12 protein-coding genes and 1 riboswitch are annotated in these 11767 nt (G+C 72.8%); of the genes, 7 read left to right on the top strand and 5 right to left on the bottom strand.

All coding sequences use genetic code 11. The annotated features are described in order from the left end of the window. The coding region (locus tag V7050_RS03185; protein ID WP_324410234.1) for a DUF3422 domain-containing protein at positions 1 to 980 on the top strand (980 nt) is incomplete at its 5' end. 253 nt (positions 981 to 1233) lie between these two features. On the opposite strand, the gene V7050_RS03180 is transcribed toward V7050_RS03185, so the two are convergent. Genes V7050_RS03180 through thiB form a run of 3 tightly spaced genes read right to left on the bottom strand, consistent with a single transcriptional unit; the run spans position 1234 to position 4494 of the window. Then, complete coding sequence (locus V7050_RS03180) at positions 1234 to 1959, bottom strand: thiamine ABC transporter ATP-binding protein (protein WP_324366199.1); 726 nt, start codon at positions 1957 to 1959, stop codon at positions 1234 to 1236. Then, positions 1946 to 3526, bottom strand: a complete 1581-nt coding sequence (locus V7050_RS03175) for a thiamine/thiamine pyrophosphate ABC transporter permease ThiP (protein ID WP_324366201.1) — start codon at positions 3524 to 3526, stop codon at positions 1946 to 1948. The genes V7050_RS03180 and V7050_RS03175 overlap by 14 nt, the downstream gene beginning before the upstream one ends. Further along, positions 3502 to 4494 (bottom strand): thiamine ABC transporter substrate binding subunit, encoded by a 993-nt coding sequence (thiB, locus tag V7050_RS03170; RefSeq protein ID WP_324366203.1) that lies wholly within the window; start codon positions 4492 to 4494, stop codon positions 3502 to 3504. Before thiB ends, V7050_RS03175 begins: the two co-directional genes overlap by 25 nt. A gap of 39 nt (positions 4495 to 4533) precedes the next feature. Then, positions 4534 to 4639: riboswitch (TPP riboswitch) on the bottom strand. A gap of 304 nt (positions 4640 to 4943) precedes the next feature. Here thiB and V7050_RS03165 point away from each other — a divergent pair. The 4 genes from V7050_RS03165 to V7050_RS03150 all read left to right on the top strand — a co-directional run bounded on the left by V7050_RS03165 (position 4944) and on the right by V7050_RS03150 (position 7946). Beyond that, positions 4944 to 5153: a hypothetical protein gene (locus tag V7050_RS03165; protein WP_324366205.1), complete on the top strand. Its 210-nt coding sequence runs from the start codon at positions 4944 to 4946 to the stop codon at positions 5151 to 5153. Between the two features lie 119 nt (positions 5154 to 5272). Next, positions 5273 to 6373: a chorismate synthase gene (aroC, locus tag V7050_RS03160; RefSeq protein ID WP_324366207.1), complete on the top strand. Its 1101-nt coding sequence runs from the start codon at positions 5273 to 5275 to the stop codon at positions 6371 to 6373. A gap of 81 nt (positions 6374 to 6454) precedes the next feature. Beyond that, the gene (locus V7050_RS03155; protein ID WP_324366209.1) at positions 6455 to 7012 is read left to right on the top strand and encodes a lipid-binding SYLF domain-containing protein; all 558 of its coding nucleotides are present in this window, start codon (positions 6455 to 6457) and stop codon (positions 7010 to 7012) included. A 136-nt stretch (positions 7013 to 7148) separates the two neighbouring features. After that, positions 7149 to 7946, top strand: a complete 798-nt coding sequence (locus V7050_RS03150) for a transporter (RefSeq protein WP_324366210.1) — start codon at positions 7149 to 7151, stop codon at positions 7944 to 7946. 3 nt (positions 7947 to 7949) lie between these two features. On the opposite strand, the gene V7050_RS03145 is transcribed toward V7050_RS03150, so the two are convergent. Further along, complete coding sequence (locus tag V7050_RS03145; RefSeq protein WP_324366212.1) at positions 7950 to 9173, bottom strand: class I SAM-dependent RNA methyltransferase; 1224 nt, start codon at positions 9171 to 9173, stop codon at positions 7950 to 7952. 81 nt (positions 9174 to 9254) lie between these two features. Here V7050_RS03145 and V7050_RS03140 point away from each other — a divergent pair, with 81 nt between their 5' ends. Next, a complete protein-coding gene (locus V7050_RS03140; RefSeq protein WP_324373648.1) occupies positions 9255 to 9737 on the top strand; it encodes a VOC family protein in 483 nt (160 codons plus the stop codon). Here the strand turns inward: V7050_RS03140 and V7050_RS03135 are convergent. After that, positions 9734 to 10480, bottom strand: a complete 747-nt coding sequence (locus V7050_RS03135) for a TlyA family RNA methyltransferase (protein ID WP_324397943.1) — start codon at positions 10478 to 10480, stop codon at positions 9734 to 9736. The two genes, V7050_RS03140 and V7050_RS03135, sit on opposite strands and share 4 nt — an antisense overlap. 93 nt (positions 10481 to 10573) lie before the next feature. Here V7050_RS03135 and V7050_RS03130 point away from each other — a divergent pair, with 93 nt between their 5' ends. Then, positions 10574 to 11767, top strand: coding sequence for a hypothetical protein (locus tag V7050_RS03130; protein ID WP_324366733.1), 1194 nt, complete (start codon positions 10574 to 10576; stop codon positions 11765 to 11767).

Below are 11767 nucleotides of genomic sequence, written 5' to 3'. Positions count from 1 at the left end.
TCTTCCCGCAGGACTGGCTGGCGGCGGCTCCCGGCAAGCTCGTGACCTCCTGCATCCCCTGGATCCATCCGGCACCGCCCGAGGTGATGGAGGTGATGGTCGAGCGGGACCTGCCGGTGTGGTTCGACCCCGACAGCCTCGCGGCGAGCCGCGTCTCGGATGCGGAGGCGGTGGTCGCCGCGGATTTCCGCATCGATTCCGACGGCCACACGCGCATCGCGGTCCTCGCCAAGCCCACCATCGACCGGCACCGCCTCGGGCGCATCGTCCAGCGCCTCTTCGAGATCGAGGTCTACAAGTCGATGTCGATGCTCGCCCTGCCGCAGGCGCGCAGCGTCGCGGCCAGCGTGGCGCGGATCGACCGCAACCTGACCGACAGCGTCACCGCCATGGCGACCGGCACCGGCCGCGAGGCCGAGACCCTGCACGAGCTGCTCGCCGTCTCGGCCGAGATCGAGCTCCTCTCCTCGACCACCGCCTTCCGCTTCGGGGCCGCGGAAGCCTATGCGGCGATCGTCGACCAGCGCATCGAGGTCCTGCGCGAGGAGCGCATCGCCGGGCGCCAGCTCTTCGGCGAGTTCATGCGCCGCCGCTACGATCCGGCGATGCGCACCTGCCGCTCGGCCAAGGCGCGGCTCGACGAGCTCGCGGCGCGGGCGGCGCGGGCGGCCAACCTCCTGCGCACCCGCGTCGATGTCGCCAACCAGGCGCAGAGTACCGAGGTGCTGCACCAGATGGACCGCCGCGCCGCGCTGCAGCTGCGCCTGCAGGAGACCGTCGAGGGCCTGTCGGTGGTGGCGATCAGCTATTACGCGGTCAATCTCGCCGCCACCGCGCTCGGCCCGCTCGCCGAGCCCACCGGCGTCGACAAGGGCCATCTCGCCGCCTATATCACCCTGCCGGTGGTCCTGCTCGTCTGGCTCATGGTCCGCCGCATCCGCGCCCGCATCGCCCGCCGCGAGGCCGGTTCCGGCCACTGAAGCTGCCGGCGCTCCCGCCGGCCGCGCGGCACACCGATCCGACGGATTGGGCGAAGGACGCCCCTGCGGACGATTGGTCCCATGGCACATCCGGGCGAATCGATCGCTCGGGGTAGCCCCGAACGGTCAAAGGCGAGGCACTGCCTCGCGCCGGTCCGGCGCAATCCCCCCGAAGACCCTGCAGGCGGTAGCGGCGGTCGGGATTCGCCGGGCCGCGCGGCCCGAGGCACGCGCGACGCATGTCCGGAGCCTGTCAATCCCGGGCGGCGCCGTCACCACTCGGCGCCGCGCCGAGATAGGCGGCGAGCTCCGGCGGCGGATCGGCGAAGAGCCGCGCGGTCTCCACCGGCGGCGCGGCGCGGCCGCCGTCGACCAGCACCACCCGCTCCGCGATGCGCCGGGCGTCCTCGGGGGCATGGCTGACCATCAGGAGCGTCGCGCCCTGCTCGGCGCGGATGCGCGCGACGAGGTCGAGCATCTCGGCGCGCAGGGCGGGCCCGAGCGCGGCGAAGGGCTCGTCGAGCATCAGGATCGGCCGGGCGCGCAGCAGCGCGCGGGCGAGCGCCACCCGGCCGCGCTCGCCGCCCGAGAGCCGGGCCGGCAGGCGCGCGCCCATGCCCGCGAGCCCGACCTGCGCCAGCGCCGCCTCGACCCGTGCCCAGCCGTCGCGGCCGAGTCGCAGGTCGGGCCGGAGCCCGAGCCCGACGTTGCGCGCGGCGCTGAGATGCGGAAAGAGGTTGTGCTCCTGGAAGAGCAGCGTGACCGGGCGATCCGCCGGGGAGCGACCGGTGAGATCCTGGCCCTCCCAGAGGATGCGCCCGCGGACCGGCGCGACGAAGCCGGCGATGGCGTTGAGGATCGTGCTCTTGCCCGCGCCCGAGGGGCCGATCAGCGCGGTGGAGGAGCCCGCCTCGAGGGCGAGATCCGCAGTCAGCCGCCAGCTCTCCTGGGCGATCTCGACCCCCTCAAGCCGGAGCATTCGGCCGCCCCCCGCGATCGAAGATCCAGAAGAGCGCATAGGTCAGCGCAACCAGGACCAGCGCCACGCCCGAGGCCGCCTCCATGCGGTAGCCCGCCATCAGGCGCTGCATCAGCAGCGGCAGGGTCGCCACCTCGGGCGGCGCGAAGAGCGCGATCACACCGAGATCGCCCATGGAGAGCGCCGCGGCGATCCCGGCCGCGAATCCCGCCGGGCGGCGAAGATGCGGCCAGGTCACCAGCCGCAGCCGGGCGGCGCCGGTGATGCCGAGGCTCTCGGCGAGCCGCCCGTCGCGCATCCGCGCCGCCGCCAGCGCCGGCAGCAGCGCGCGCAGCACGAAGGGCAGCGCCATGGCGGCATTGACCGTCGCGGTCACCGGCAGGGCGAGCGCGAAGGGATCGGCGAGCGGGCGGATGGCGATGAAGATCCCGGTGCCGATCACGAAGGGCGAGGCGGCGAGCGCGAGCAGCGCGAAGCCCTCGATCGCCCGGCCGCCACCGCGGGCGCGGCGCGCGTCGATCAGGGCGGCGAGTGCGGCGCCGAGCGCGAGCGCGAGTGCGGCGGAGACGAGCGCGACCCCGAGGCTGCGCGCCGCGGCCGGCCAGACCGCCGCGGGCAGGCCGGCGGCGAGCGCCAGGAGGCCGCGCGCGGGGACCGCCGCCAGCGGCAGGCCGACGAAGAGCGCGAGCGCGCCGAGCACCATGGCGTCGAGCGCGCGCAGGCCAGGGCTCTCGGCGTCCCAGCGGCGCACGGCGCCCCCCAGCGAGGCGCCGAAATCGGCCTCCGCGGCGAAGCGCAGCGCCAGCGCCGCGACCGCGGCACAGAGCCCGAACTGGATCAGCGCCAGCCAGGCGGCGCGGCCGAGGTCGAAGTCGAAGCGCAGCGCCTGGTAGATGGCGAGCTCCACCGTCGTCGCCCGCGGCCCGCCGCCGAGGGTCAGCGCGACCGCGAAGGAGGTCATGCAGAGCAGGAACACCAGCACGAAGGCACCGGGCAGCACGCTGCGCAGCATCGGCGCCTCGATGCGCCGGGCGACGTCGCCGGGCGCGAGGCCGAGCTGGGCGGCGAGGCGAAAATGCTCGGGCGGGATCGCGAGCCAGCCCTGGAGCACCAGCCGCGTGCAGAGCGGGAGGTTGAAGAAGACATGCGCCAGCACCACGCCGGTCAGCCCGTAGATGTCGAGCCCCGGCGCGCCGAGGCTCTCCAGCGCCCGGCTCGCCAGCCCGGCCCGGCCCCAGATCGCCAGCAGGCCGAAGACGGCGACGATCGCCGGCAGAAGGAACGGCGCCCCGGTCAGGGCGATCAGCGCGGTGCGGCCGGGAAAGCGGCGCCGCGCCAGCGCGCGGGCCGCGGGCACGGCGAGCGCGGTGCTGAGCACGGCCGAGAGGAAGGCCTGGGTCAGCGTGAAGCGCAGCGCCGCCCATTCCGCGGGGCCGAGCGCCCGGCCCGGCTCGGCGCGGGCGAGCAGGACCGCGACGCTGCCGAGCGTGAGTGCTGCGACCAGCGCCAGCGCCAGCCCGCCGACGGCGAGGCGCAGGAGGCCTAGCGGCTGAGGGCTTCGAGCCATGCGCCGACCGCCGGGTCGCGCAGCGCCCGCGCCTCCTCGGGGGAGAAGAGCAATGCCTTGTCCGGCCGGGGCAGATCCGCGAAGCCCTCCGGCAGCCCGGCCTCGGGCAGCCTGGCGGGATACATCCAGTTGGTCGTCGGGATCACCCCCTGGAAGCCGTCGGTCAGCATGAAGTCGAGGAAGGCGCGCGCCAGCTCCGGCTGGTCGCTCGAGGCGGTGACGCCGGCCACCTCGACCTGCATGTAATGGCCCTCGGAGAAGATCGCGGCCGCCTTGGCGGGATCGCCTTCGGCGATGGCGTGATAGGCCGGCGAGGTGGTATAGGCGAGCGCCATGTCGACCTCGCCGTTGAGGAACAGCCCGTAGCCTTCCGACCAGCCCGGGGCCACGGTGACGATGCGCTCGGCGAGCCCGGCCCAGATCTCCGGGGCGCGTTCGCCGTAAGCCGCCTCGACCCACATCACCAGCCCGAGGCCCGGGGTGGAGCTGCGCGGATCGAGGATGACGATCTCCGCATCCGAGGCGATCAGCGCCTCGAAGCTCGAGGGCGGCTCCGGCATCCGCTCGCGGTCGTGGACGAAGGCGAAATAGCTCCAGTCGTAGGGCAGGAAGTAGGGATCGTCCCAGGCGACGGGCAGGTCGAGCTCCGGCACGTCGCGCCCGTGCGGCGCGAAGAGCCCGGTGGCGGCGGCCTCGGCGGTGAGGTTGGTGTCGAGGCCGAGCACGATGTCGGCCTCGCTGTGCTCCCCCTCCAGCCGCAGCCGCGAGAGCAGCGCCGCGCCGTCGCCGGCGCCGACGAAGCGCAGGCTGCAATCGCAGATCGCCTCGAAATTCGCCGCGATCGCCGGGCCGGGGCCCCATTCGGCGACGAAGCTCTCGTAGGTATAGACCACCAGCTCCGGCTTGTCCTGGGCGGCGAGCGGCCCGGCGGCGAGCGCGAGCGCGGCGGCGATGAGCCCCTTCGGCATGGTATCCTCCCTCGCTGGCGGCGAAGGCGGGCAATGCGGGCTGACACATCGCGCCTTCCCTCCGCCGGCATGATCCGGTTCAGGTTCGACGGGTCGCGCGAACGCATCTCAGCCCGGCCGATGCCGGACCCCCCGAGGCCGCACGCAGGATAGGCCGGTAGCCGTCAGGCGCAAGCGGATTCGCGGCGGCACCGCGGGGCGAGGGCAGCGCCCGACCCGGGCGGAATCGAAACGCCCGCGTCCCGCCGAAGGCACGCCTTCGGCGGGACGGGAGCGGGGCGTTCAAGCTGGCAGCGCCCGGAGCTCAGGTCGAGTTCGACACCAAGCTCGTCGCGGTCTTGGTGCGCGAGGCCGAGCGCAAGGCCACCGAGCGCCGTTTCTAGGGCGCGGTCCATTCCGTCGGCATGGTGGCGCGGAAGCCGGGGGCGCCCAATCTTACGAACCTGCGCATGGATCCCTTCGAGCGGGCCCGCGAGGAGAACGCGATGGGGTTCCAGCGCTGGTATCTCGAGCACATGTTCGCCATCGCCCCGGCCACGGCCTTCGTGGGCAACTGGCTGCAGAGCTTCCAGGACTTCCCGCCGCGCCAGAAGCCGGGCAGCTTCAACCTCAGCAACGTCATGGACGAGCTCACCGCCGGCTCGCCGGGCAGCCAGTGACGCGGGCCTGATCTCCGGGGCGGGGCCGGCGCATGGCTCCGCCCGCTCCCGCGGCATCAGGCTTTCCTTCGCCGCCGCGCTGGGCTAGGCGGGTCGCCAGACCGGAGATCCCGCGCCCCATGTCCATGAACAGCTTCGGCCATCTCTTCCGCGTCACCACCTGGGGCGAGAGCCACGGGCCGGCGCTGGGCTGCGTGGTGGACGGCTGCCCGCCGGGCGTGCCGCTCGCGGAGTCCGACATCCAGCCCTGGCTCGACGCGCGCCGGCCCGGCCAGAGCCGCTTCACCACCCAGCGCCAGGAGGCCGACCGGGTCGAGATCCTCTCGGGCACCTTCGAGGGGGTCACCACCGGCACGCCGATCGCGCTCCAGATCCGCAACACCGACCAGCGCTCGAAGGACTACGGCGACATCGCGGCGAAGTTCCGCCCCGGCCATGCCGACATCACCTATCACCTGAAATACGGGCTGCGCGACTACCGCGGCGGCGGGCGGTCGAGCGCCCGCGAGACCGCCGCACGGGTCGCCGCCGGCGGGGTGGCGCGGCGGGTGCTGGCAGAGCTGGTGCCGGGGCTCGCGGTGCGCGGCGCGCTGGTGCAGGTCGGCGACCGGGCGATCGACCGCACCGCCTGGGACTGGGAGGCGGTGCCGCGCAATCCCTTCTGGTGCCCCGATGCCGGGGCCGCGGAGGCCTGGGCCGGTTATCTCGACGGGCTGCGAAAGTCCGGCAATTCGGTCGGCGCGATCGTCGAGGTCCAGGCGGCCGGCGTGCCCGCCGGCCTCGGCGCGCCGGTCTATGCCAAGCTCGACACCGAGATCGCCGCGGCGCTGATGTCGATCAACGCGGTCAAGGGCGTGGAGATCGGCGCGGGCTTCGCCTCGGCGGCGCTGACCGGCTCCGAGAACGCCGACGAGATCTTCATGGGCGACGCGGGCCCGCGCTATTCCTCGAACCATGCCGGCGGCATCCTCGGCGGCATCTCCACCGGGCAGGACATCGTGGCGCGCTTCGCGGTCAAGCCGACCTCGTCGATCCTGACGCCGCGGCGGACCGTCACCACCGCCGGCGCGGAGACCGAGATCGTCACCAAGGGCCGCCACGACCCCTGCGTCGGCATCCGCGCGGTGCCGGTGGGCGAGGCGATGCTGGCCTGCGTGCTGCTAGACCAGCTGCTCCTCGACCGCGGCCAGACCGGCAGCGTGCGGGGCAGGATCGGGTGATCGCTTTGCGCTGGCCCGGCGGGGGCCAGGTGCGCTAGGAAGCGGGTGGCGTCGAAAAGGCCGGAACAGGGGATCGCGACGATGACCGGATGGATGCGGAACTGGATGCTGGCGGCGTGTCTCGGCGCGGCCGCGGTCCTTGCCACGGCGGCGGCGCAGGCGGCGAGCCGGACCGAGATCGACACCCGGGCGGATCTGGTGCTCAACCGCCTGCTTTCGGAATCCGCGACCGCGCAGGCCGTGGACGCGAAGGCGGTCGCGGTGCTGATCTTTCCCGACATCGTCAAGGCGGGCTTCGGGCTCGGCGGTCAGTACGGCGAGGGCGTGCTGCGACGGGGCGGCGCGTCGGTGGCCTATTACAACATCGCCTCGGCCTCGTTCGGATTTCAGGCCGGGGCGCAATCCTACGGGCAGGTGATCTATTTCATGACCGAGGAGGCGCTGCGCCAGCTCGAGACAGCCAAGGGCTTCGTGCTCGGCGCGGATGCCAATGTCGCGGTGGTGAACACGGGCGCCAATGTCGACGTGAATTCCGGCACCCTGCAGGACCCGATCATCGCCTTCGTCACCGACCAGAAGGGCCTGATGGCCGGGGTAACCCTGGAGGGCTCGAAGATCAGCCGGATCGATCCGAAATAGCGAAAGTCCGGCTCGGCACCGGGCCGAGGCAGCACGCGACGGCAATTCCCCGGGCGGATCCCGCCTGCCGACGCGACCTTGCGGTTCCCGGAGCCGCATGCAAACTGAGTCAAGCCGCCACTCGGAGAGCCGCACAATGACCCGGAGCACGCTGCTTGCCGCCGTCCTCGCCGCCCTGGCGCCGGCCGCCTTCGCCCAGTCCGATCAAGCCGATCTGGCCAAGAAGCTCTCCAACCCGGTCGCGAGCCTGATCAGCGTCCCGTTCCAGTACAATTACAACGACGGCTTCGGCCTGGACGGCGACGGGCACCAGTCCTATGTCAACATCCAGCCGGTGATCCCGTTCTCGATCAGCCCCAACTGGAACGTCATCTCGCGCACAATCCTGCCCGTGGTCTGGCAGGACGGCGTCGTCCCCGACGAGGGATCGCAGTCCGGCTTTGGCAACACGACTCAGAGCTTCTTCTTCTCGCCGAAGCAGCCGACGAGCTTCGGGCTGATCTGGGGTGTCGGCCCTGCCTTCCAGGTGCCCACGGCGACCGACGGCATCGCTGCCAACCAATGGGGCGCCGGCGTCACCGGCGTCGCCCTCAGACAATCGGGCGGCTGGACCTACGGGGGGCTCGCCAATCACATCTGGTCGGTCACCGGCAACAGCAGGGACGGCGACCTCTCCGCGACCTTCCTGCAGCCTTTCCTCAGCTACACGACGGCCAAGGCGACGTCCTTCACGGTCAACTCCGAATCCACCTACGACTGGGAGAACGACCAGTGGTCGGTTCCGATCAACTTCATGGTCGCGCAGATGTTCAAGCCCGGCAACCAGCCGCTCCAGCTCCAGGTCGGCGCACGCTACTGGGCCGAGTCGCCCGATTACGGCCCCGACGGCTGGGGCGCCCGCGCGGCGCTGGTCCTGCTCTTCCCCAAGGGCTGAGCCTCAGCGGCTGAAACGCGCCGCCAGCTCCACATGGCCCGACCAGCGGAACTGGTCGACGGGCTGCACCCAGTCGAGCCGATAGCCGCCCGCCACGAGGATCGTCGCGTCCCGCGCGAAGCTCGCCGGATTGCACGAGACCGCCGCGATCCGCGGCACCGCCGAGGCCGCCAGCGCTTGCGCCTGCGCCTCGGCCCCGGCGCGGGGCGGGTCGAAGGCGACCCCGTCGAAACGCGCGAGTTCCGCCGCCAGCATCGGACGGCGGAAGAGGTCGCGGACCTCGGTCGTGACCCGGCGGAGCCCGGGCGCCCCCCGCCAGCCGGCATCGAGCGCGGCGAGCATCGCGGGCTCGGCCTCCACCGCATGGACCTCGGCGACCTCCGCCAGCGGCAGGGCGAAGGTGCCGCAGCCGGCGAAGAGATCCGCGACCCGCCGGGCGGGACCGAGGCATTCGTGGACCGCCGCGACCAGCGCCGCCGCACCTTCCCGCGTGGCCTGGAGGAAGGCGCCGGGGGGTGGGACCACCCGCGCGGCACCCATGGGTTGCAGGGGCGGCCGGCGCTGGGCGATCGGCTCGCCCTCCCAGGCGAGACGGGCGACGGCGGCGGCATCGGCATGGCCGAGGAAATCCGCCACCGCCTCCCCGGAGGGCCGCCGCCCCCCGACGCCGTCGATGTCGAGCCCGGCGGGGCTCTCGGTGACGGTGAAGCGCACTTCGCCCGAGCGCGAGGCGGCGGCGCGGGTCAGCACCGCGAGCGCCGGCAGGATCGCGAGGATCGCCGGGACGACCAGATGGCATTCCAGGACGGCGACCAGGTCTTCCGAGCGCCGGCCATGGAACCCCACCACCGCGCCCTTGCGCGTGCGGCGGCCGGCGAACACCGCGCGACGCCGCGAGCGCGGCGGCGAGATCAGCACCGGCCGGATCTCGGCGGCCAGCCCCCGGGCGGCCAGCGCGCGGACGATGGTCTCGGCCTTCCAGCCGGCGAGGAAGGCATCCGTGCCATGCTGCAGGGCGCAGCCGCCGCAGGCGCCGAAATGCCGGCAGACCGGGGCGACGCGCTCCGGCGAGGGGGCGAGGATCTCGACCGGCGCCATGCGCCCCTCCGCGACCGGCCCGCGCACCCGCTCGCCGGGCAGGGTGAAGGCGGCGCGGATCCCGCCCGAAAGGCCGTCGCCCTCGCGGCCGAGGCGGTCGATGGTGATCTCGGGCCTGCTGTCGTCCATGGTGTCTGCGAAGTTTCGCCTGTCGCGGCGGCTGGGCCGGGATTACGGTGCCGCGGAGCACGCAGCAAGGGAAGGCGCGCGATGTCCTATTCCATTCCGCCCGGCACCAGGATCGGGCATGTGCATCTCAAGGTGGCCGATCTCGACCGGGCGGCGGCCTTCTATTGTGGCGTGCTGGGCTTCGAGGTGCAGGCGCGCTACGGCGACCAGGCGCTCTTCGTCTCGGCAGGCGGCTACCATCACCACATCGGGCTCAACACCTGGGAGAGCCGGGGCGGCACCCCGCCGCCGCCGGGCCACACCGGCCTCTACCACACCGCCATCCTCTACCCGACCCGCCGCGATCTCGCGCAGGCGCTGCGCCGGGTGCAGGCGGCGGGGATCGCGCTCGCCGGCGCCTCCGACCACGGGGTCTCCGAGGCGCTCTATCTCGACGATCCCGACGGCAACGGCGTGGAGCTCTACCGCGACCGCCCGCCGGAGGAATGGCCGCGCGACGCCCAGGGCAGGATCGCCATGGTCACGCGGCGGCTCGACCTGGCCGGGCTCCTGGCCGAGGCCTAGCCGGGCTTCCGCGCCGCGATCAGGTATTCGGCATTGCCGTCCCCGCCCGCGATCGGGCTCGCCGCCTCGCCCTGCACCGCCCAGCCGGCGCCGACGAGGAAATCGCGCACCCCGGCGCGCGCCGCGGCGACGGCACCGGCGTCGCGCACGATCCCGCCCTTGCCCACATGGGCCGGGCCGACCTCGAACTGCGGCTTGATCAGCGCGACCAGCGTGGCGCCGGGCCGCGCCAGTGCCAGCGCCGGCGGCAGCGCCTTGGACAGCGCGATGAAGGCGAGATCGGCGGTGATCCAGTCCGGCGGCGGCACATGCGCGGCGGTCAGGTCGCGCGCATTCAACCCCTCGATCAGCCGCACCCGCGGATCGCCGCGGAGCCGCGCCGCCATCTGGCCGTGGCCGACGTCGACCGCCCAGACCTCGGCCGCGCCCGCCTCGAGCAGGACTTCCGTGAAGCCGCCGGTGGAGGCCCCGAGGTCGAGCGCGATCCCACCGGCGGGGTCGAGCGCGAAGGTGGCGAGCGCATGGGCGAGCTTGAGCGCGGCGCGCGAGACATAGGGAACCGGGTCATGGGTCAGCGCGAGGGATGCATCCGGCGGAACCGGTGTCGAGGGCCTGCGGGTGGGTCGTCCCGCGACGGTCACGACCCCGGCTGCGATGAGCGCCCGGGCGCGGGCGCGGCTGGGGGCGAGGCCGGCGGCGACCAGGGCCGCATCGAGGCGCAGTTTCGGAAGCATCCGTCCCATGTGCCGCAGATTGCGCGGAATGCCTAGTAGCGCGCATTGACAAGACGAACCCGGTGGCCGCCATGTTGTTCGACGCGGGGGGGAGAGACGGGAATGAACGATGCAGACAACGGGACTGCGAAGGCCACGGCCGAAGCCGACAAGCTGACTGCGGAAGCGGCCAAGCTGAGGGCGGAGGCGGAAGCCGCCAGAAGCAAGGCCGAGGCCGAAGTCACAAAGCTCGTGGCCGAGGCCGCGAAGATCGACACGGAAGCGCGCAAGCTTGAGGCCGACGCAGAAATCGCGCGCTGGAAGGCGCTCGTTCCCGATTTCGGGGCGATCGAGTCGGGGAAGATCACCGTTCCGGAGGGACGGATCGGCCGTTCCGCGATCCTGGGGCAGATGGCACTCGAGGATGCCGCGCGGAAGCTCGAACCGAAGATCGGTCTCGGGTCCCGCGACGTCGTTCTGGTGACCAGCGAGGTCGACCTCGCCTCGACCGGGGCCGCCTATCTCGAAGTCAAGACGGCGAGCGATTCGGTGATCGCGCGGGCCAGGGAGGTGACCGGGAAGGCGAACAAGGGCGCGGACCCCGGAGATCCGAAAACCGACCTGGCCTTCGCCCCCGGCCTGCTCGGCGTCGGTGCAGCAGCGGTTGCGGCGCTGCCGGGCATCCTCTCGATGTTCAGGACGGATCACAGCCAGTCCGTCGTGGACCTCGCCGCCGACGACGAGGCGGCAGCCACGCTGGTCTGCGAGATGCTCCTGAAGGAGAAGGCCCAGGCGACGGTCGTGGAGGATCGCTTCCGCCTGGTGGAGGAGAGCGGGATCTGGACCGTGCTCAAGACGCTGGGCGACGCCCGCACGGATCTGGTCGAGGCCCGATTGCGCAGGTTTCCCCCCGACGCGGAGCGCCCGAAGCCGGGCACTCCCGAGGCCCTGCTTCTGGCCGAGATCGAGGCGGCGACCGCCGCGGTCGTCGGGCTCGAGGCCAGCCTCCGCAGCGTTCCGGCGGGACGATCCCGCGCGCCGATCGTCGAGGCCGCGCTATACGAGAGGCTCTACGGGACGGACGCGAAGTTCACGCATGTGCTGCTGGTTCGCGCGCATGGCGGGCAGGTCCAGCAGGACATCGCGGACCGCAACTGGCTGTTCGGGAAGGACACGGTGAACCTGATCGCCGAAGCGTCGATCAGCTTCCGTCTCCTGTCGGTTGCCGACAACAAGCTCGTGGGCGCGGGGCTCGCCAGCGGGCGCGCCCAGGCGCATGGCCGGCCCGGCGAACGGCTGAGGATCGAGGCCGGCTGA

The organism is Amaricoccus sp., assembly GCF_036846665.1.
Classification (GTDB): Bacteria; Pseudomonadota; Alphaproteobacteria; order Rhodobacterales; family Rhodobacteraceae; genus Amaricoccus.
Note: the sequence above shows the minus strand (reverse complement) of the source record. Positions and strands in the feature narration are given on the sequence as shown.